A 19,342-nucleotide genomic window follows, 5' to 3' on the forward strand; every position below is an offset into this window, starting at 1 on the left:
GACATAGGGTCGCCGCGTGGACCCTTCCGGTTTGGACCAGGACGCGCTGGTCGCTGCCGTCCGGGAGACGGAAGCGACCCGCACCGAGACCCTCGCCGTGTCCGGCCGCCTGCTCGCAGAGCTGCACGACCGGTGCGGCCTGTCCTGGCCCGCCATCGAGCGGGCTACCGGTGTAGCCCGGTCATCCGCGCACCGCAGAGCCAAGCCGTACCTCCGGCAGGACTCCGAAGGACCCTGAGCAGCCCTGCAACGACGTCCCGCCGGGACGGGTCGGCCAGGGGCGTGAGCCGGTCCGTGGAGCTCCACGTCCGGCCCCGGACAGAGATCCGGCCCTGACCGCTCGTGCTGGTCAGGGCCGGATCTCGGTGTGCGCGCCCGAAGGGATTCGAACCCCTAACCTTCTGATCCGTAGACATCTTCTGGATGTCTGGACCTGTGTGCGCGTTTCAGTCCGCCGCAGGTCAGACGGCGTTTCCGTCACCTCGACATACGGTCCTGATCGGGTCTGTTGGTCGCAGTCTGCGACCACGTGGAGACCACGTGGTCCCCCTCCTCGGCTGATCTACCCAGCCAAATCAGACGCCCCCGGGCGGCGCTCAGAACGCCGGCCCCGGGGACTTGATCAGCCCGAGGAGCTGACCCATGTCTCAACCTATCCACCAGCCTGTCCAGCACCCCGCGTGGTGTGACCCGCGAGTCTGCGACGACCGCGGCCAGGCCACCGTGCACGCCGGCACCCCTGCGACCTACCGGCTGGCCGCATCGGATGCCGTGGTGAGCATCGGGATCATCAAGAGCCACGACAGCGCCGGCTGCGACCCCGAGCCGCTGCACGCCGTCATCGGACTCGAGGACCCGGAGAACATTCTCGTCGACCCGACAACCCTGCGGGCGGTCGACGGGTGGGCCGATGCGAACGACCTGCGGATCCTGGCCGCCCTGTTCATCGGGTTCGCCGAGCGCATCGAGGCGGGTGGCGACCGATGAACGGTCAGGACACCGGCGGGACCGTGCTCGACTCGCTCAACCCGGCCGATCACCACTACTGGTGCCGCCCCGACGAGTGCGTCGCCGACGACACCAACGTGATCCACCAGTCCGTCACGTCCACGGTGACCACGGCCGCCGGGCCGCACGCCGAGCTCGACGTGACCACGCAGGAGTTCTTCTCCGCCGACCATGACGGCCGGATGAAGCCAGTCGAGGGCGCAGCCGGGCCGGCGGTGTTCCTGCGCGAGCACGGCCACGACGGCTGGGACCTCACCCCAACCGAGGCGCGGCAGCTCGCCCAGGCGCTGCTGAACCACGCCGACCTCGCCGCCGGCGAGTACCTGGTGTCCCCGCTGGATCGGGCCGCAACGCTGGTGGTGTCGATGCTCGCCGACACCGGCAGCGACGTCACCGAGCTCCACTCCCGTGTCCGGGACGTGCTGAACAGCCTGGTCGACACCCTCGCGGAGGTGCGGCGATGACCACGGTCAGCATCAGCATCGCCCACTCCGAGGAGATCACCGTGACCCGGCGGGTGTGGGACGACGACCAGCCACACAACGACATCCTGTTCGTCAGCCTCGGTGGTGTGCAGCTGGCGCTGCTCCCCGACCAGGCCGTCGTGCTGCGGGACCAGCTGGCGGACACCCTCGGCGAGCAGGGTGGTGGGTGACCTGATGACCCGCATCCTCTACGTGCTGCTGTTCGTGGTCGCCGCATCCGCTGCGGTCCTGTCGTTCGACGCCCTGGTCGGTCTGGCCCTGCTGTGCGGGTTCACTCCGATCCTGGCGTGGTTGTTACCCCTGACGATCGACGCCGGCGCCGCAGCCGGTTCCCTGGCGTGGCTCGGTCGTCCACCAGGCGCTGCCCGGCGGTTCGGCCGCACCCTCGCCCTGACCCTGCTCGGCGGGTCCGTCGCGGGGAACGCTCTCTCCCACGGGTTGGGCGCCTACTCGGTCGCCCCGGCGTGGTGGGTGGTCGTCGCGGTGTCCGCGGTCCCGCCGGCAGTGCTCGGTGCGGTGGTCCACCTCGCCGTCCTGGCTGGCCGGCCGGACGCGACGCTTCGGGACGCCCCGAACCGAGTCACCCGTTCGGAGTCCGGACTATCTCCGACCCCGTTGCGGGCGCCCGCAAAGTCCGAGGCCAGCGCCCTGGACCTGGCAGATGCTAGGCGCAGCACAGTGCCGGGGAGCGCGACCGTGGGGCTGAGCCCGATGGTCGCGGAGCGTGACGCGAGCTTCCCGGCGCCGGGAACCGTCGATCGAGAGGGTGTGCAGGATCCGCACACCCCGGGCCTGGACCGCTCCGAAGGCGGCGCAGAGGGTACGGACACTGTCCGTACCCCTGACCTGGACCAGGCAGAGGCTGGTGCAGACCGTGCCGGGAAGTTGATCGCCGCCGGCGCCGGACGGCGACGTCTCGCCCGCGAGCTCGCCATCTCCGAGCACGCCGCCCGCGAGCTGCTCGCCGAGCGCCGTAACGGCCATCGGGTGGAGGTGTCGTCGTCGTGAGCGACGCCGTAGAGAGCACCTCAACGCCCGCTGTGTCGCCCGCTGGGCGCCCGGACCGGGCGGGGTGGGATGACGACCTACCCGTGCAGCGGGTCTCGGTCGACCCGGAGCCGATCCCACGGACCATCTACGCGACAGCACTGTCAACCCGCGACACCGAGCGGCGCCCGATCATCCCGGCGTACCTGCGCAACCGGGACGAGGCCCGCCACCTCGCCGGGTGGCTGGCGAAGTTCGGCGCCCACGTCACGCTCTACCACCTCACCCGGGCGCCGCTCTACGCGTTACGGCTGCTCCTACGGGCCCCGCGAGGGCTCGGGGTGGCGGTGGTGGCGCTCGCCCGGTGGGAGTTCGACGCCGAGGCCGCCCCGTTGCGAGCTGCGGCGGTCTCCCGCGGGGACTCCGCCGGCTACATGACTCTCGCCCGGGAACGGAACCGGCGGGTGCACGAGCGGGCGATCATCGCCGCCATGGTGGCGATCCTCGCCCTCGTCGCTGTGGTGGCGGGATGGTGGTGGCTCCCGGGATGGGTGCAGGTGCTGGTCGCAGTCCTGGCCGTCGCCGTACTCGGGAAGGTCGGCACCCCGCGGGACCGGCGGGTCACCGACGTGGCCACCACCTCCTCGGCGGCGCCACCCCGGTTGACCGCCGATGTAGTGACCCGGGCGCTGCAGGCGTTGGGGATCGCCGCGATGAGCGCCGGCCCGAAGGCGCAGGCGCCCGCGTTCGTTGCCCCGATCACCCGCGACGGCCCCGGGTGGCGGGCCGACGTCGACCTCCCTCACGGCGTCACCGTCGCCGACGTGATGGAACGCCGCGACCGGCTCGCCTCCGGGCTGCGACGCCCCCTGTCCGCGGTGTGGCCCGAGCCCGCCGCCGAGCAGCACGCCGGCCGGCTGATCCTGTGGGTGGGCGACCAGCCGTTGAACAAGGTCCGCCCAGTCGCGTGGCCGCTGGCCAAGACCGGCAGCGTCGACGTGATCGGCGGGGTGTTCCCGTTCGGCACCGACCAGCGCCAACGCACGGTGAAGGTCAGCTTGGAGGAGACCAACGCGCTGATCGGGGCACTTCCCGGTGGCGGGAAGACCGCCGCAGTGCGGGTCCTGGCCCTGGCCGCAGCACTGGACGTGCACTGCGAGCTCCGCATCGGTGAGCACAAGGGCTCCGGAGACCTCGAGGCGCTCGAACTGGTCGCCTACCGGTACTCCTCCGGAGTCGACGACGAGGCCCTGGCCGAGACCCTGGCCTCGCTCAAGGAGCTACTCGACGAAGTTGCCCGCCGGGCGAAGGTCGTCGCGAAGCTGCCTCGCAACCTGGTGCCGGACAAGAAGGTCACCCCGGAGCTCGCGGCGAAGAAGGGGTCCGGGCTGCATCCGATCGTGCAGGTCATCGACGAAGCCCAAGAGCTGTTCACCCACCCCGAGTTCGGGAAGGAGGCCGGCGAGACCGCGGAGCGGATCATCAAGCGCGGCAGAGCATTCGGGGTGTACCTGGTGATCGCGACGCAGCGCCCGGACGCCAAGTCCGTCCCGTCCGGGGTGTCCGGGAACGTCGGGCTGCGGTTCTGCCTGCGTGTCATGGACCAGGTCGCCAACGACATGGTGCTCGGCACCAGCGCCTACAAGGGCGGGGTCAGGGCAACGACGTTCAGCCCGTCCGACCGCGGCATCGGCTACCTCGTCGGCGCCGGGGACGAACCCCAGGTCGTCCGCACCTTCTACATCGACGGCCCAGCCGCGATGAAGGTCGCCGAACGAGCCCGTGCCGCGCGGGAAGTGGCCGGCACGATCGCCGGATACGCGGCCGGTGAACGCGAAGACACCCTCGCCCCGGCCGCGCAGCTGCTCGACGACCTCGCTGTCATCTTCGCGACCGTCACCGACAAGCGGGTGTGGTCGGAGACCGTGCTGGCCAAACTCGCCGAGCACGCCCCGGCCCGCTACGCCGGCTGGACCCCGGAGATCCTCGCCGCGGCACTCAAACCGTTGGGGATCTCCACCGGACAGGTGTGGGGCAAGACCGGCGACGGAGACGGCGCGAACCGGCGGGGTGTGACCCGCGCCGACGTGCTCGCCGCGGTCGAGAAGAACACCCCGACCGCGATCAACGCCTAGCAGGACAGCCCGCTAGACCTAGCACCCCCGCTAGCACCCGAACACGGTGCTGACCAGGGAACTAGCGTCTAGCGGGCCCCTGCCTGGCCCACCCCGAACCGGCCCAGGAGGCCACCATGGGAACCCTGACCCTGCTAGCGCTAGCCGCCCTGATCGTCTACATCGCGGCGTGCGCATTCTGGCCATTCGCCGCCTGCCGACGCTGCGAGGGCACCTCGAAGCTCCGCTCACCGAGCGGGAAAGCGTGGCGGCCGTGTCCACGCTGCGCGGGCACCGGAAGGCGGGTCCGGATCGGGCGACGGGTCTACGAGGCCCTCAGTGGGGGCTAGTAGGTCGGGGGCTTGCGGAACGCCTCACGGGCGGCGATCTCCCGCTGAGTCTGCGCGAGCACCTCATCCAGCGCCGGCGCGGAACCGTGCAGCGCCGTACCCAGCTGTACCGCCAACATCGCCAGCGCCGCGTGGACCTCCTCCAACCGAGGCCCCGCGCCGCTGGCGGCGAGCTCACCGAGCTGATCCGTCAACACCTCGTACGGGGTGTCGTCCTCGTCGAGGTAGGCGCGGACCAGAGCGATCGCCAGCTGGTCGGCCTCGGCCTGCGACGCCAGGTGTTCCTCCCAGGTGGCCACGAGATCGCACGGTAGACCCGCCCGCCGTAGCAGCTACCTTGCGACTCATGAATGACATCGACCGGCGCAGCGAAACCGTCGGCGTGGAGTTGCTCGACGCCATCTCCGCGCAGCTCACCAACCGCGACCTGTCACCCGCCGAAATCCGGGTGCTCGCCGAGGCCTACGCCCTCGTCAACGGCGGCCTGAGCAGCGTCACGCACCTACACCTGACGTCCTGAGATCGTGTGGCCGCAGTACGCGAACTAGACCGCGGACTGCTTCCCGACCCACTCGCCTCGATGCTCAGCGCAGTAGAACCGCCGTGACCCCGCCGGCAACAGCACCGCACAGCGCCGGCACCGGCGCGGCGTCCGACGATGCGGCAAAGCGTCCCGACAGGCATCACACCGCAGCCGAGCACGGCCACGACCCGCCCTCTGGACGAGCTCGGCCGGGCAGTCCAGGCAGGTACTCACCAGCTCAACCTCACTGTGTGTGATTGCCCCCCTGGCTACCGGGGAGAGAAACGAAAATGACTGCGGCGTCTATGGCTGTTTCCGCTGGTCATGATGCTGACCCCCTTACCCGGCGCTGCGTTTCCGCAGGTCAGAGCGTTGCGGAATGTGGATCACCATGTCGATCATCATTGCTCGTTGATCATGCTTGTTGATGATCTCCATTGATCGTCACGCTTCGTGTTCATCGCTGTGATCGTCCACCTGTGAACAGACCCAACGCCGCTGCGCGACGGTTCGCCATCGCGACTGCTTCGGCTGCTCGTCCGAGCTCGGCGACCGCGAAGTTCTGTGTGATCTCCACGCCTCGCGTTGCGAGCGCATCGCGCAGTGCCCGCACCTCGGTGAGCAACGCAGTGTTCGTGCCGTTGTCTCCACCTCGGATGGTGATCGACGGTGATGCGGCCCGGGCGCGCACGGCTGCTGCTGCGGCCCTCGTCTGGTCGTGGATGCCGGCGGCGAGGGCGCTGGGGTTGGTGGTGAGTCGGTGGATGCCGTAGCCCATGGCGCCTGCTGTGGTGGCGAGGATGGACTGGCTGCGGGGTGACTGGTTGATGGGGATGAAGGCTTCGTCGCCGCGCATCCGGTCACCGATGATCCGCAGGTGTCGTGGTGGGACGATTTCGGCGCGGCTGGCGGACATGCTGCGGTAGCCGCCGTTGGCGTAGGCAGTAACGCTCGGGGTGGTGTAGGCGCCTTCGGCGCGGTTGGCGCGAGCGAGGGCGACGTTGGCGTCGGCGATACGGCCGACGGTGGCGATGCGCACGGTGTGCGTGGAGTAGGTGGGCTTCTGCAGGTTGGAGATCGCCTGGCGGGCGGCAGCATCATCTGCGTTCACCGTCACCGTGCCGGTTGACCTGTCCGCGTAGGTGACCGTCGCGTTGATCTTGCCGTTGGCGGGTTGCTCGTTCGCGTCGACAGTGATCGTGCCCCGTGACCCGTCGGCGAACCGGACCGCGGTGGTGACCTTCCCGTTGGCCATGGTCGGGTTGCCGTCGATCGTGAGCGTCCCGGTCGACTGGTTCGCCAGCCCGACCACGCCGTGGATCTTCGCGTTGGCCCGGGACGGGTCGGCGTCCAACGGCTTCGTCGCGGGGGCCTGCACGGCTGCGACGAGAGCAGCGTTCGAACCGAGCCCGGGGTTCGGGTCGCCCAACATCGCCTTCATCGACGGCGACCGGACTGCCTCAGCGAGTCGCTGTTCCTGGGTGAGGCCCTGGGACGGGTCACCGTGGATCGGCTTCGTGGCTGGGTTGCCTACGACCCGGGCGACCTCGGCCTCCTTGGCGTGGATGTCGGAGGGGTCGGCGAGCAGCGGTTTGGTGGCCGGGGTCTGGGCGCGGCTGATGAACGCGGAGAGGATCTGGTCGGCGGTGAACGTTTCAGCGCCGATCTTCACCGTGCCGTCCGCGGAGTTGACCGCGGTCAGGTAGTGGGTCAGTGCCGCCTCGGCCGACATCGTCTGCGCGCCGATCGTGACGTCGCCCTGCGCCCCGCCGACGGTGCCCAGCACGTAGCTCAGCGCCTGCATGACCGGTTGGGTCTGGCCGTCGATGGTGACGGTCTCGCGGCCCTGCCGGATGGCGCCGAGGATGGTGTTGAGTGCGGTCTGGGCGGGCTGGATCTGCCCGTCCACGGTGACGGTGGCGCGCTGGTCTCGAACCCCGGCAACGAAGGACTGCATGTTGTGGCGGGCGGCTTCGGTGTTCGCTGTGACTTGCACGGTGCCGTCGGGCATCCGGGTCACCTGCACGCCGAGGGTGGTGAGGGCGGTTTCGGCGGTGGCGGTGAGCGCGGTGACGGTGACGGCCTTGTCGAGGGGGACGGCGTCGAGTTTGTCGCCGACCTGCTCGATCTCCATCGCGGTGGTGGTGGCGTTGGTTTCGAAGTCGACGCGGGCCTTGTCGGGGATGAGCCCGATCTTGTCGGCGAGCGCGATCGCGGCGGTTTCGGTGAGGCCGGCGGCCTGCGCCGATTCGATGAACGCGGTGCGGGAGGCCTGCATGCTCGATGCTGCAGCTTTCGCGCCGGCCTCGACACCAACCGAGGACCTGCGCGGAGTGGCCCATCTGGGTGGCGGCGGTGCCGGCCTCGGTGCCGACCCCGGCGAGGGCGGTTTCGAGTTCCTTGGTGGGTGCGACACCGTCTTTGATTCCGCCGAGGGCGGGCCCGATCAGCGCGAGGCTGTCGGTGACTGCTTGGGCGGACTCTTTCGACCGGTCCATAGCCCCGGTGATCTCGTCGAAAGATGATCGGGACACGTTCGTCGCGTCGACGGATTCGTGCATGAGCCGGTTCTGCTCTTCGATGGCGGCGTTGAGGTCGTCGACGGTGGCCATGCCGAAGGCGTTGGACATGATCCAGTCGCCTGCGGCGTTCACGACGTCCTGCAGGGCGTATCCGGTGTCGTGCAGGGACTTCGTTTGGTTCTCGACTTTGCGGCGCATCTCGTCGGCTGCTGCGCCGCCCTGGTTGTAGGCGGTGACGGCGTCGGTGAGCGATACGGTCGCCGCCCGCACCGCTATATCGGCGCCGATGAATCCGAGCCCGACCAGCGGCAGAGCCCGCCCGATCTGCCCGGCCACCGTCTGTACCTTGCCGAGCGCAGTCGCGATCTTGCTCGTGTTCCCTGCTGCGCTCCCCGCGGCGGTGCCGACGGCGACGACTCCGGCTGCTGCGCCGCCGGCGGCAGCGCCGATAGCGGCGGCGGAGGTGGCGACCTGCGGTAGGTGGCGGGCCACGGCCGGGATCTGGCCGGCGGTGGTCGCCATCGCCGTTCCGAGGGTCTTCAACCCGGTCGCAGCGCCGAGGAAATTCAGCGCCGACGTGGCCATCTTCAACGAGATGAGCCCACCGACGACGGGGCCGATCACTGGCGCGAGGAACTGCAGCGCGGCTGCCAGGGGCTGGATCCCGGCGGAGACGACGCGGGCGATCGCGACGACGGTGGGTGCGGCGGCCTCGAGGAGCGCGGAGAACGCCGACGCGATCGCGGTGAGCGCACCGGAGGTGGCCCGGTCGGTCGCGATCTGCGCCATCGCCTTCCCGACGGCTTCGAGACCGGGCAGTAGGGCGGTGACCGCGGAGTTGACGCCGGTGAAGATCGCGACCATGGCGGCCTGGCCTTGGGCGCTGGACATGAAGTCCCGCATGCGGCCGGTGACCTGGATCAGGGTTCCGAGGAAGTCGATGCCGGCAGATGACGCGGCCGTCCACATCGACCGCAGGATCCCGCCGAGGTTCCCTGCCAGCTGCCCGAACCGGCGGAGCTCTTCGAGGCCGGCGCGGATCCCTGCTTCGAGAGCCCCGGATTCTCGGGCCGCCGACACCATCCGGGCGAGGTTGGTGGCGGCTTGTTCGGCGCCGCCGGTGATGTCGGCCAACACTTTCGCGCCGACGAACCCGAGGTCGGTGAACACCGACGTGAGCGGCATCGCCGTCGATGCCAGGTTCCCGATGGTCGTGCCGAGGTGGTCGAACCCGGCCCGTACGAGCGCCACGGTCTTGCTGTGGTTCATGAACTGCAGGACCTGGTCGCCGGCCAGGTTGAACTGGGTGGCGACGCGGGTCATGGCGCGTTCGACGAGGGGCAGGTAGCGGGTACCAAGCTCCGCGATCTGGGTGCCGAGGCCGTCGAAGTTCGCCTCTTGTACGCCGCGGCGGATGTCGGTGAGAGCCGGGTACATGCCGCGGATCGCCTGTGCTGCCTCGCGAGCCGCGGGGGTGAGGTTCCGCAGCCCTTCGGCGGCGGTCTCCGGGTTCCGGGACAGGGCGTCGCCGAACCCGTTGAACGCGGTCACGAGTGTTCCGACGGCGAGGCCGGCGGCGTTCGCTGCGGCCGGGATCAACCCGATGGAGCCGGATGCGACGACCGCAGCACCACCGAGGGACACGAGGGCGGGTGTGCCGGTGATGATTGCGGTGGGGATCGCGAGGCGCCGCATCGCCTGACCGAGGCGCGTGATGTGGCGGACGGAGTCGAGGATCGATCGGTCGATGTCGACGCGGACGTGCGCGGTGCGCCCATCGAGGCGGTCGACTTCGCGGTTGATTTCGCGCAGGTCGCGGGCGGCGGCATCAGTGTTCGCGCGCACATCCACGCGGGGGTCGGAGCGGGAGATCTCCTCGAGCTCGTCCTGCAGTTCGCGGGCCCGACGGAGTGCTTCGTCAGCGTCGAGGTCGATCCCGATGCGGGCGTCGCGGAGCTCCTCCATGCGCCGGCGAACATCAGCGAGTTTCCGGTCGGCGTCCGAGCTGTCGGCGTCGATCTCGATCGGCGGGATGTTCTCGATGGCGGACTGCATGCGGCGGCGCATGTCGGTCGCGAACCGGCCGATCGTGTTCTCGGCCCGTCGGGTGTCGACGTCGACGTTGACGTCAACAGACTTGTTGTCGAGGTCGTCGAGGCGTCGTTCGAACTGCTCGACGGCGCGCCCCATGCGGGCGAACACCTGACTCGCCCGATCCAATGCGGATACGTCGAAACGCAGATCACGTGCCACGGTTTCACCGGGACTTCCCTCGCGGGGAGGGCCGGCCGGCCCACGACCCGCGAGATCCGCAGGCCGGCCCTAACCCCGGGAGCGACCCGGGGGGCTGGTGTGGGAGGAGGAGAGGGGGCGGTTAGTCGCCGCCGCCCGGCTCCTCCTCCGGCTCTGCGGTCGCGACCTCCACGAACGCCGACGGACGCAGGACTGCGTTGCCGTATCGGCCTTCCACGCGCAGCTTGAACAGGTTCTTCTCGAACAGGTCGCCGCCCGTGGTGTTGACGTCGATCTTCATGCCTTCGCGGACGATCAGCTGTACCTGCGACCAGTCGCCGAGAATGGCCTTACCCGGGGGGACCGCGACGGACCGGACGATCGGGAGCGACCAAACCGGGGCGGACTGCCCGAGCTGCTGCGCGGGGCCGTTGAAGTAGTGGCGTGCGTCGGCGTCGGTGAGCAGGTCCAGGGTTTCCACGTCGGTCGGGTGGATCGCCCACGCGGTCGGTGTCTCCCCGGCGACCTCGAGGACGGTGCTGGCCTTGCGCAGCGTGTGGAGGAGACCGCCCTCGTCCCACGTCTGGACGCGGATCCCGGAGGTGTTCAGCAGCCCAGTCATGTTCTCGCCGGTGCCGTTGCCGTTGAGGACCTGCTGCTCGACGGCGCGGCGCAGCCCCTCCGCCATCTCAGACTCAAGGAATGGGAAGAGGGTGTCGATGTCGTCGGCGAGGCGCAGGGGGAGAGCCTCGGAGACGTGCGCAATGACGCACACCCGGCCTTCCCGCTCCGCGATCGTGTAGATGGAGGTCGGCTTCAGCGCACCGTCGGCGACCGGGGCGGCGTTGTTGGTTCGCACGGTCTGGTGGAGCCAGTTGAACGTCTGGCTGGTGACGGTGCGGATGTTGAACAGCAAGTCGAGGATGCGGGTCGGGTACTGGGGTGCCTGGTCGATCCCGGACAGCAGCACCTGGGAGGTCTCGTAGGCGCCGCCTACCACTGCCTTCTGCCCGTGGCCACCGGAGGCCTTGAGGAGCTTATCGGCGGTCTCCCTCGCCCACGGGCTGGTGGGCCTCGACTTCACTGCCCAGGTGGGGGTGCTCTTCGTGCCGGACCCGGTGGTGCCGTCGCTGAACGCGGCGATCGCGGCGTGGACGGCGGCGTCCCCGTTAACCTGCTTGAGCTGGTTCGAGAGCCGCTTTGCCTCGTCGATGTGCTGGAGGCCGGCGGCGTTCTCGCTGGGGGTGAGCTTCTGGCCTGCTTCCTGCTTGGCGAGGATCGCGCGGGCGGCGTCGATGTGCTTCCGGCGCTCGCCGAGGAGCTGGTTCTTGTCCATTACGGGGGGTCTCCCGACAGGGGTGCGATTCGGAAAGTGAATGCGCCGGGCTGTCGGGGCTGGCACTGCCGGACCAGAAGGAGAGGCTGGGCGAGGCGGGCGGCCAACTAGCGGGCGTGATGTCGCCGGTAGGTGGGTGTGGCCAGTGGGTTCCGGGTGGCCGGCCCGCGGACCCCCTTGTCGGGGCTGGCTTGGCGGACCACCCGGAACCGAGATGACTGACGGTTCCGACTATGAGCGACTGCGGTGTGATCTTACCGGATGGGTGATGCCCGGTCACCATTCCCGGTTCAGGCTGCCGGGTCGCCCCATGGTGCGGTGGTCTTCGACAGTTCCTGCCCGTGCTGCCAGACGGTCATTTCGGCGAGGTTCGGGCCGGCTGATCGGACTCGGGTGACGAAGGCATTTCCAGTTTCGGCGTCGATTTCGAGGGTGAAACGTTCGTCGTCAACGGTGATCAGACTGTTCTGGGCGACGATGTGTGGTCTCCCGGCGGGTTCGTCACCGGGTACGTGGGCGGTGATCTGCTCGACGAGGGCGAGCGCGGCGTCGGGGGTGGTGTGGAGGAGCTGCATGCGGTTCACGGGGTGATCTCCTTCGGGATCCCGATGCGGGTGTCGATGAGGTTGCCGGCGGCGTAGGTGGCGAGTTCGCCGCCGCCGTCGTCGCGCCGTTGGGCGCGGCAGATGATGTCCGGCCAGATGATGAACACGGCCGTGTCGGTGGTGACGGTGAGCGTGCTGTCATCGTCGCTGTCGCGGGTGACCGCCAGGACGGTGCCGATCTCGATGCTGGCGGGGAGGTGCTGGGCGAGGAGCGCGAGAGCGTCCTGTACGTCGTCGTCATGCATGGGGAGCTCCTTCAGGGCAGGTTCGGGCTCGCGTGGCCGTGGCCGGCCATTAGGTGACGGTGATTCACCGTCACCTGTCGCCCGCGGTTCGACCACCACGCGAGCCACGACGTCGTACACGGCGCGCAGTAGTGGACGGTGAGCCGGCTGGGGTACGGGTCGGGACTGGTGTCGTCGACCACGGCGGCCGGTGGGAGCGAGGACTGGCAGCCGGGGCAGGTGTCGTGCAGGTGGCCGGCGTCGCGCAGCTCGGGTGCTGCGATGACGACCTTGCCGCGCACGGGGGCCAGGGTGGTCGCCACGGACTGGGCGACCGGGGAGCGGTGAGCCATGGGGGAACGTCCTTCGGGGTCAGGCGGAGCGGTCGATCGGCTGGCCGGAGACCCGCCAATAGCCGCTACCGGATTCGTGCGCTACATCCGCTACTTCAGCTACATCGCAGGTCAGGCCGGTAGCGGCAAGTTGAGCGGTAGCGGATGTATCCGCTACCGGGATTTCATCCGCTACCGGCCTGACCTGCGAAGTAGCGCCGGTAGCGCTGGTCGCGCTGGAATCCAGGTAGCGGATCCAGGCGTCGCGTAGCCCGTCCTCACCGGTAGTCGAGTAGCCCTTCCGGACGGAGCCGTCGATCTTGAGGTTCTTCGACTCGACCCCGTAGCGGCCGAGCTCTCGGCTGAGCCTGCGCGCGTCGATCGGCTTGCCGTAGAGGTCGTTCCACGGGGCCTCTTCGATCTCGCGCAGCCGTTCGAGCAGGGTGTTGGTCGCCATCCGATCCGGGTCGCCCGCCCGGTGGAACACGGCCTGCAGGTCGGCCAGCAGTCGCACGCCGAGCGACATCTCATCCGGCTTGGCGTCGAGCACGAAGTAGCGGCACGCTGACCGGGCGCGGTCGGGCCAGTCACCACCGGCTTCGTCGGCGACCGCGAGCAGCGCCTCCCACACCTCGGAAGGCCGGTCGGTGACACCGTCAGGCATCGTCGGTCGGGCGTCGGCGAGGACGGGCGAGACGGCCGCCATCCACTCGGCGAGAGCTTCGCGGATCGGCTCGACCGCGTGTTCAGCGTCCCGTTCCCGGAACGGGGGAACGTGCTCGCCGGGGGCGCGACGCCGCATGTGGATGGTGACGGCTCTGGTGGTGATGGTGTTCGGCATCCGTCCGGCGAGGCCGGCCAGCGCGACCGGGGCGAACACGGCGAACCGCTCGACCTTCATCTTCTTCGCGTCACCGACGCAGCGGGCGATGGTGTTGCCCTGCTTGTAGCCGGCGTTCAGCAGCGCGCGGAGGTCTTCGTAGTTGCCGCTGTTCTTCGGGTTCCACAAGGCGTCCGTCTCGTCGAAGAGCAGGGTGAGTTGCTGGTCGGCGATCATGCGAAAGATTGCCGCGACGGTGGCGCTGATGGTCATCTCCGGATTGCGGACCAGCAGCCCCAGAAGCTCGAGGACTCGAGTCTTCCCGGATCCGGGCTCGGCGGAGTCGAGGACCAGTCTCGGCGTCACGTACCAAGTCCCCTGTTCCGCATGGGTGTGGGCGGCCCACAACGCGACCGCGGTGAAGGCGTGTTGCGACGGGAAGGCGACGTACTTGCGGAAGACGTTCTCGACGGCATCGAGGATGGCCGCGCCGTCGATGTCGGGATCGGTGGGTGGGTAGGGGATAGTCACGCAGCGAGCCCTCCGTCCCGCGTCGTGGCGTTGAGACGGTCGTGGCACGCATCGCAGCGCGTGGGCTGGCGGGGCACGAAGTTGTGCGACTGGACGCGGCTGCGCTCGGCTGCAGCCCTCCAGTACGCGGTGTCGCCACCGTGGACGTCGAGGCCGGCCTGACGGATCGCGGCCCGCTCCTCGCGCAACTGAAACGCCAGGCGGGCAGCACACACGACCGCGTCGTCGGCCGGTGCGTTGGCAAGCCAGATTCCGATCTTCACCGGGTCTCCGGGACCGTCCGGATCGACGTCCGGCATCAAGGTGCGCTCGCGTTCTGTGAGCCGCAGACCAAGGCGTGCCTCGATTCGCTCCCAGGTCATGCGGCCCTCCCCGTTCGGCGGGCGGGAACGACGTCGGACACCTTGACCAGGTAGCTCCGATGCGCCGCGCAGCTCGGGGACCGCTCGATGGTCTGCGCGTTCTGTTCGAGCCGCAGGTGGCGGTGCGCGTGACCGCAGAACGGGCAGGTGCGGACCACCAGCCAGTCGTAGATCGCCGAGCCGGTGGCGAGATACAGGACCGCGAACACCACCGGGATCCCCTTGCTGGGGGTACCCTTCGACGTGGGCTGAGCGGCCTTCTCGTGGTTGGTGGCGCCGGTCGGGATGGTGACCCGACCGGCGCTGTTCTCTTTCTTCACGCCGCGTCACCCTCCGGCTCGACCTCCAGGCCGAGGACCCTGCGCAGCTCAGCGGTGGGCACCCGCAGCGTGCGACCAAGCCGCAGCACCGGTACGCCGAGTTCGTCGCGCTTCGCCAGCTCATAGGCCGTGACCCTGTGGATCCCGTAGCAGCGGGCGACTGTGGGGATGTCGACGGTGAGCCCTGCCTCTCGCAGCAGCTCCTCGACGCCCTTGATGGTTGGCATGGCGCGCCCCCTGTCCAGTAGCGAATGTCAGCGCCATTCGAGAGTGACAGCACAGGTCCGCCCTTGTCCAGTACTGAAAGTCGTGTCATCCTCAACTGGACTCCCTGGAGGTGGCGTGCGGATCGAAGACGTGGTGGCTCACTGGATCACTGCGGGGCGCACCGAGCTCGGCCTGACTCAGGCGGAGCTCGGCGAGCGTCTCGGCGAGTACCTCGACAAACCGTGGCCCCGGCAGGCCGTTTCCAACGCCGAGAAGGGCGGACGAGCCTTCGGGGTCTCCGAACTCGTCGCCCTTTCGTTCGCCCTGGGGTGCACCGTCGAGACGCTGATCGAACCTCCGGAGGGAGTGGAGACGATCGAACTGGCCGAAGGGGCAGAAGTTGACGCCCGCCAGTTCCGCGCCGCAGCCGCGACCAATGCGGACCTCCTCGCCCTAGCCGAGGCGGTACAGACGAGCCGCGACCAGTTCGAGGACGTCCAGGAAGAGGTACGGCGCCACCGAGACTCGTTGCGGACCGTCGCCCGCGAGGCATGGAAGGCGACCCGCGGCCGCGGCATCGAGGTCATGCAGGAGAAGGGCGAGGTCTTCGCCCCGCCGAAGGAGAAGTCGTGAGGGGCCAGGTCCGCCGCTACTGCTCCTGCCGCGGCGACGACGGGAAGCAGCTCGGGACGAAGTGCCCGCAGCTCGCGCGCGACGGCAAGCACGGAGCGTGGAGCTTCAAAGTCGACCTGCCCCGCGTGAACGGCCGACGACGCGAGGTGCACCGGCGCGGGTTCCGCACGAAGAAGCTCGCCGAGGCCGCCCTGCAGGACGTGGTCGCCCGGCACGAGGGCGGGATCGCGTTCGACGACCGCGAGTCGACCGGGGACCGGCTGCTCGCCTGGCTGCCGGTGAAGTGCCAGGCGCTGAAGCCCAGCTCGGCGCACATGTACTCGGAGTACGTGAACAAGACCCTGGTGCCGCGGATCGGCAGCATCCGCTTGGAGACCCTTCGCCACGAGCACGTGCAGCAGCTCGTCGACGACCTGGTCCGCGACGGGAAGGGGGCGACGACGGTCCGCCGGATCGTGGCCACCTTGTCCTCGGCGATGTCGGACGCTGTGAAACAGCGCCGGCTGCAGCGCAACCCTTGTGAGCACGTGACGCTCCCGAAGGTCGAGAAGGCCGAGCGGAAGGTGTGGACCGCCGCGCAGGCGGTGCAGTTCCTGGACTTCGTCGTCACGAAGGAGGACCCACTCGCCGAGTGTTTTGAGGTCATCATCGGCACCGGGATGCGCCGCGGCGAGACCCTCGCCCTGCGGTGGCCGTTCGTCGACGTCGAAGCGCGGAGTCTGTGGATCGACCCGAAGCGCGGGAACCTGTCGGGGGCCTCTGGCAGGTTGGAGTTCACCGCCCCGAAGACAGCGGGCTCGTCGGCCGGCGTCGGCCTGTCCGCCCGCGTGGTCGCAGCCCTGACTCGGCAGGCGGAGCGGCAGAGCGTGCTGCGGCAGCAGTGGGGCTCCGCCTACGAGGACGACCAGCTCGTGTTCTGCCGCGAGAACGGATCCCCGTTGCGGCCCGAGTACGTGTTGCGCAGGTTCCACGAGCTGACCGAGGAGGCCGGGTTGCCGCAGTGCACGATCCACGACCTCAGGCACCTGGCCGCCACGATCATGCTGACGTCCGGGGTGCCGTTGCCGGTCGCCTCGAAGATGCTCCGCCACTCGAAGGTCGGCATCACGAGCGACCTCTACGGGCACCTGACCCGTGAGGCTTCTCACGCCGCAGCGGACGGCCTCGCAGCCGTCCTGGACGCCGCAGCAGCGGAGCGGGCCGCGGAGGCCCAGATCAGCCAGGCGACCACAGTGCGACCACAGTCGCATCTACCTGAGCTGTTGAGGCGGTGACCGTGAGCGTTTCCGCAGGTCACATGTGCGCGCCCGAAGGGATTCGAACCCCTAACCTTCTGATCCGTAGTCAGATGCTCTATCCGTTGAGCTACGGGCGCATGATCATTCAGTTGTCGACCCGCCGGTCCGGTAGGTCCGCCGTGCCGCTGCGGAGGCTCCGGGATTTGAACCCGGGATGGGGGGTTACCCCAAACCGCATTAGCAGTGCGGCGCCATAGACCAGACTAGGCGAAGCCTCCTCGGTGCCTTACGGCCACCAGCGAGGACAACACTACACGGCGCCTCCCCGGCCGCTGAACCGGGGCCCCGCACGGGGCCCCGGGACGGTTCGGCTCAGCGACCCGCCAGCTCGACGAACGGGTTCAGCGACTCCGGGTTCTGCAGCGCACCCGCGGAGACGGCCTTCTCCGCCGGGGTCCCGGAGAGGATCTTCTTCACCGGGACCTCGCACTTCTTGCCGTTGAGGGTGCGCGGCACCGCGTCCACGACGACGAACCGGTCCGGCACGTGCCGCGGCGAGAGCTCCTTGCGCAGTGCCGTCCGCAGGCCGGGCTCGACGTCATCGAGGGTGTACCCGTCGGCCAGCACGAGGAAGCAGAGCAGCGCGCCCTCCTCGTGGGCGCCCAGCGCGGTGGTGTCGATCACCAGCGAGTCGGCGACCCCCTCGAAGCCCTCGACGACGGAGTAGAAGTCCGCCGTCCCCATCCGGACGCCGCCGCGGTTCAGCGTGGAGTCCGACCGGCCGTAGATGACGAACGAGTCGCGCGGGGTGCGCCGCACCCAGTCGCCGTGCCGCCAGCGGCCGGGGAAGTCCTCGAAGTAGGCCTCGCGCAGCCGGCTGCCGTCCGGGTCGTTCCAGAACATCACCGGCATCGACGGCGTCGGCGTCGTGATGATCAGCTCGCCGACGTCGTCGAGCAGGTCGGTGCCGTCCTCGGCGTAGGACCGGACGTCGGCGCCCAGCGCCGCACAGGACAGCTCGCCCAGCCAGACCGGCACGGTCGGCGCGGAGGCGAGGAAGGCCGCGCACACGTCGGTGCCGCCGGACACCGAGCAGATCTGGATGTGGCTCCCCGCGGCCTCACCGATCCAGCGGAAGCCCTCCACCGACAGCGGGGCGCCGGTGGAGCCGAGCGCGCGCAGCGCGGAGAGATCGTGGTCGTCGCCGGGGCGCAGGCCGGCCTTCATGCAGGACTGCACGTACGGCGCGGACACCCCGAACAGCGACACCCGGTAGCGGGCGGCCAGCGCCCAGAGCGCGTTCAGGTCGGGATGGCCGGGGCTGCCGTCGAACAGCACGATCGTGGATCCGACCAGCAGCCCGCCGACCAGGAAGTTCCACATCATCCAGCCGGTGGTGGTGAACCAGAAGAACCGCTCCCCCGGCCCGAGCCCGTGCTGCAGCCGCATCGCCTTGAGGTGTTCCAGCACGATGCCGCCGTGGCCGTGCACGATGCCCTTCGGCAGGCCGGTCGTGCCGGACGAGTACAGCACCCACAGCGGGTGGTCGAACGGGACCGGGGTGAACTCCAGCGGGCCGGCCTGCGCGGTGAACTCGCTCCACGGCGTCGTCCCGTCGAGGGTGGCCTCCGGGTCCAGGTACCCGACGAGCACGGTCTCCCGCAGCGAGGGCATCTGCTGCTGCAGGGACGCGACGTTCGACCGGACGTCGAAGCCCTTGCCGTTGTAGCGGTAGCCGTCGACGGCGACCAGCACCGTCGGCTCGATCTGGGCGAACCGGTCGTGCACGGCGCGGGCGCCGAAGTCCGGCGAGCAGGACGACCAGATCGCGCCCAGGCTCGCCGTCGCCAGGAAGGCCACCAGCGTCTCGACCGAGTTGGGCGCCAGCGCGACGACCCGGTCGCCCTGCCCGACGCCGGCCCGGACCAGCCCGGCGCGGGTCCTGGCGACCTGGTCGCGCAGCTCGGCGTGGGTGACGGTGCGGGTCAGGCCGTCCTCGCGGACGAACTCGATCGCCACGTCGGCGTCGGCCCGGCCGGGCCCGGGGGTGAGGGCGTGCTCGGCGTAGTTGAGCGTCGCGCCGGGGAACCACTCGGCGCCCGGCATGTCCCGCGAGCCCAGCACGGCGGTGGGCCGGTCGTGGAAGATGACGCCGGAGAACTCGGCGACGGCGCCCCAGAAGCCCTCCAGGTCGGTCACCGACCACTCGTGCAGCTGCCGGTAGTCGGTGACGTCCTCGATCGGCGCGCCCCGCTCGTCCCGGGCCCAGGTCGCGAACCGCACGATCTCGGTGTGCGGCACCTGCTCCGGGTCCGGGCTCCACAGCAGCTCGGGGGTCTCCGGATCGGTCACGGTCTGCACTGACGCCATGGCATCAGCTTCCCTGACCGCACCGGCCCGGCACCAGTGGTCGCGCCCCACATCCCCGCTCCGGAGCTGGGGGTGCACCACACCCCGGTGGTGGGTTCCGGGTGGCCGCTCCCGGTGCCGTCGCGGTCGCGGCCCGCTGCGCG

At 69.6% G+C, this 19,342-nt stretch carries 19 protein-coding genes and 2 tRNA genes; 8 read left to right on the forward strand and 13 right to left on the reverse strand.

Going from position 1 to position 19,342, the window contains the following annotated elements; all coding sequences use genetic code 11:
* The first annotated feature begins 723 nt into the window (after window positions 1–723).
* The 5 genes from ACVJO7_RS15210 (at window position 724) to ACVJO7_RS15230 (ending at window position 4,615) form a co-directional block, all read left to right on the forward strand.
* Window positions 724–987, forward strand: a complete 264-nt coding sequence (locus ACVJO7_RS15210) for a hypothetical protein (protein ID WP_491673421.1) — start codon at window positions 724–726, stop codon at window positions 985–987.
* A complete protein-coding gene (locus ACVJO7_RS15215; RefSeq protein ID WP_491673422.1) occupies window positions 984–1,472 on the forward strand; it encodes a hypothetical protein in 489 nt (162 codons plus the stop codon). Before ACVJO7_RS15210 ends, ACVJO7_RS15215 begins: the two co-directional genes overlap by 4 nt.
* Window positions 1,469–1,663: a hypothetical protein gene (locus ACVJO7_RS15220; protein ID WP_491673423.1), complete on the forward strand. Its 195-nt coding sequence runs from the start codon at window positions 1,469–1,471 to the stop codon at window positions 1,661–1,663. Before ACVJO7_RS15215 ends, ACVJO7_RS15220 begins: the two co-directional genes overlap by 4 nt.
* A 4-nt stretch (window positions 1,664–1,667) precedes the next feature.
* Entirely contained in the window at window positions 1,668–2,501 is an 834-nt protein-coding gene (locus tag ACVJO7_RS15225; RefSeq protein WP_491673424.1) for a DUF2637 domain-containing protein, read from the forward strand.
* An 83-nt stretch (window positions 2,502–2,584) separates the two neighbouring features.
* Window positions 2,585–4,615, forward strand: a complete 2,031-nt coding sequence (locus ACVJO7_RS15230) for a cell division protein FtsK (protein ID WP_491673425.1) — start codon at window positions 2,585–2,587, stop codon at window positions 4,613–4,615.
* Window positions 4,616–4,940: 325 nt separating this feature from the next.
* Here ACVJO7_RS15230 and ACVJO7_RS15235 read toward each other — a convergent pair whose 3' ends face one another.
* On the reverse strand, window positions 4,941–5,243 hold the full coding sequence (locus ACVJO7_RS15235) for a hypothetical protein (protein WP_491673426.1): 303 nt from the start codon (window positions 5,241–5,243) through the stop codon (window positions 4,941–4,943).
* Between the two features lie 47 nt (window positions 5,244–5,290).
* Here ACVJO7_RS15235 and ACVJO7_RS15240 point away from each other — a divergent pair, with 47 nt between their 5' ends.
* A complete protein-coding gene (locus ACVJO7_RS15240) occupies window positions 5,291–5,464 on the forward strand; it encodes a hypothetical protein (protein ID WP_491673427.1) in 174 nt (57 codons plus the stop codon).
* A gap of 1,658 nt (window positions 5,465–7,122) precedes the next feature.
* On the opposite strand, the gene ACVJO7_RS15245 is transcribed toward ACVJO7_RS15240, so the two are convergent.
* The 9 genes from ACVJO7_RS15245 to ACVJO7_RS15285 all read right to left on the reverse strand — a co-directional run bounded on the left by ACVJO7_RS15245 (window position 7,123) and on the right by ACVJO7_RS15285 (window position 14,978).
* Entirely contained in the window at window positions 7,123–10,242 is a 3,120-nt protein-coding gene (locus ACVJO7_RS15245) for a hypothetical protein (RefSeq protein ID WP_491673428.1), read from the reverse strand.
* A gap of 121 nt (window positions 10,243–10,363) precedes the next feature.
* The gene (locus ACVJO7_RS15250; RefSeq protein ID WP_491673429.1) at window positions 10,364–11,557 is read right to left on the reverse strand and encodes a phage major capsid protein; all 1,194 of its coding nucleotides are present in this window, start codon (window positions 11,555–11,557) and stop codon (window positions 10,364–10,366) included.
* A gap of 290 nt (window positions 11,558–11,847) precedes the next feature.
* Entirely contained in the window at window positions 11,848–12,141 is a 294-nt protein-coding gene (locus ACVJO7_RS15255) for a hypothetical protein (RefSeq protein WP_491673430.1), read from the reverse strand.
* Complete coding sequence (locus ACVJO7_RS15260; protein WP_491673431.1) at window positions 12,138–12,407, reverse strand: hypothetical protein; 270 nt, start codon at window positions 12,405–12,407, stop codon at window positions 12,138–12,140. Before ACVJO7_RS15260 ends, ACVJO7_RS15255 begins: the two co-directional genes overlap by 4 nt.
* Window positions 12,408–12,418: 11 nt before the next feature.
* Window positions 12,419–12,739: a hypothetical protein gene (locus ACVJO7_RS15265; protein WP_491673432.1), complete on the reverse strand. Its 321-nt coding sequence runs from the start codon at window positions 12,737–12,739 to the stop codon at window positions 12,419–12,421.
* A gap of 19 nt (window positions 12,740–12,758) precedes the next feature.
* Window positions 12,759–14,069, reverse strand: coding sequence for a DUF3631 domain-containing protein (locus ACVJO7_RS15270; RefSeq protein WP_491673433.1), 1,311 nt, complete (start codon window positions 14,067–14,069; stop codon window positions 12,759–12,761).
* Window positions 14,066–14,431: a hypothetical protein gene (locus ACVJO7_RS15275; protein WP_491673434.1), complete on the reverse strand. Its 366-nt coding sequence runs from the start codon at window positions 14,429–14,431 to the stop codon at window positions 14,066–14,068. Before ACVJO7_RS15275 ends, ACVJO7_RS15270 begins: the two co-directional genes overlap by 4 nt.
* A complete protein-coding gene (locus tag ACVJO7_RS15280; RefSeq protein ID WP_491673435.1) occupies window positions 14,428–14,751 on the reverse strand; it encodes a hypothetical protein in 324 nt (107 codons plus the stop codon). The genes ACVJO7_RS15275 and ACVJO7_RS15280 overlap by 4 nt, the downstream gene beginning before the upstream one ends.
* Window positions 14,748–14,978 carry a helix-turn-helix domain-containing protein gene (locus tag ACVJO7_RS15285; protein WP_491673436.1) on the reverse strand — a complete coding sequence of 77 codons (231 nt, stop codon included), beginning with the start codon at window positions 14,976–14,978 and terminating at the stop codon, window positions 14,748–14,750. Before ACVJO7_RS15285 ends, ACVJO7_RS15280 begins: the two co-directional genes overlap by 4 nt.
* A gap of 115 nt (window positions 14,979–15,093) precedes the next feature.
* Here ACVJO7_RS15285 and ACVJO7_RS15290 point away from each other — a divergent pair, with 115 nt between their 5' ends.
* Both ACVJO7_RS15290 and ACVJO7_RS15295 read left to right on the forward strand, forming a co-directional pair.
* Window positions 15,094–15,591 (forward strand): helix-turn-helix transcriptional regulator, encoded by a 498-nt coding sequence (locus ACVJO7_RS15290; protein ID WP_491673437.1) that lies wholly within the window; start codon window positions 15,094–15,096, stop codon window positions 15,589–15,591.
* Entirely contained in the window at window positions 15,588–16,865 is a 1,278-nt protein-coding gene (locus ACVJO7_RS15295; RefSeq protein WP_491673438.1) for a tyrosine-type recombinase/integrase, read from the forward strand. Before ACVJO7_RS15290 ends, ACVJO7_RS15295 begins: the two co-directional genes overlap by 4 nt.
* Before the next feature lie 28 nt (window positions 16,866–16,893).
* Here ACVJO7_RS15295 and ACVJO7_RS15300 read toward each other — a convergent pair.
* The 3 genes from ACVJO7_RS15300 to ACVJO7_RS15310 form a co-directional block, all read right to left on the reverse strand.
* Window positions 16,894–16,966, reverse strand: a tRNA-Arg gene (locus tag ACVJO7_RS15300).
* A gap of 51 nt (window positions 16,967–17,017) precedes the next feature.
* A tRNA-Ser gene (locus ACVJO7_RS15305) sits at window positions 17,018–17,107 on the reverse strand.
* A 94-nt stretch (window positions 17,108–17,201) separates the two neighbouring features.
* Window positions 17,202–19,199 carry an acetoacetate--CoA ligase gene (locus ACVJO7_RS15310; RefSeq protein ID WP_491673439.1) on the reverse strand — a complete coding sequence of 666 codons (1,998 nt, stop codon included), beginning with the start codon at window positions 19,197–19,199 and terminating at the stop codon, window positions 17,202–17,204.
* Window positions 19,200–19,342: the final 143 nt, after the last annotated feature.

The sequence above is a fragment of the Pseudonocardia sp. DxW genome (assembly GCF_058448985.1).

Bases quoted from the DNA above. Each gene is read 5' to 3' on its own strand.
- ACVJO7_RS15240 (WP_491673427.1), top strand. From the start codon at position 5,291: ATGAATGACATCGACCGGCGCAGCGAAACCGTCGGCGTGGAGTTGCTC.
- ACVJO7_RS15220 (WP_491673423.1), top strand. From the start codon at position 1,469: ATGACCACGGTCAGCATCAGCATCGCCCACTCCGAGGAGATCACCGTG.
- ACVJO7_RS15225 (WP_491673424.1), top strand. From the start codon at position 1,668: ATGACCCGCATCCTCTACGTGCTGCTGTTCGTGGTCGCCGCATCCGCT.
- ACVJO7_RS15260 (WP_491673431.1), bottom strand. From the start codon at position 12,407: ATGCATGACGACGACGTACAGGACGCTCTCGCGCTCCTCGCCCAGCAC.
- ACVJO7_RS15310 (WP_491673439.1), bottom strand. From the start codon at position 19,199: ATGGCGTCAGTGCAGACCGTGACCGATCCGGAGACCCCCGAGCTGCTG.
- ACVJO7_RS15265 (WP_491673432.1), bottom strand. From the start codon at position 12,739: ATGGCTCACCGCTCCCCGGTCGCCCAGTCCGTGGCGACCACCCTGGCC.
- ACVJO7_RS15275 (WP_491673434.1), bottom strand. From the start codon at position 14,431: ATGACCTGGGAGCGAATCGAGGCACGCCTTGGTCTGCGGCTCACAGAA.
- ACVJO7_RS15215 (WP_491673422.1), top strand. From the start codon at position 984: ATGAACGGTCAGGACACCGGCGGGACCGTGCTCGACTCGCTCAACCCG.
- ACVJO7_RS15250 (WP_491673429.1), bottom strand. From the start codon at position 11,557: ATGGACAAGAACCAGCTCCTCGGCGAGCGCCGGAAGCACATCGACGCC.
- ACVJO7_RS15285 (WP_491673436.1), bottom strand. From the start codon at position 14,978: ATGCCAACCATCAAGGGCGTCGAGGAGCTGCTGCGAGAGGCAGGGCTC.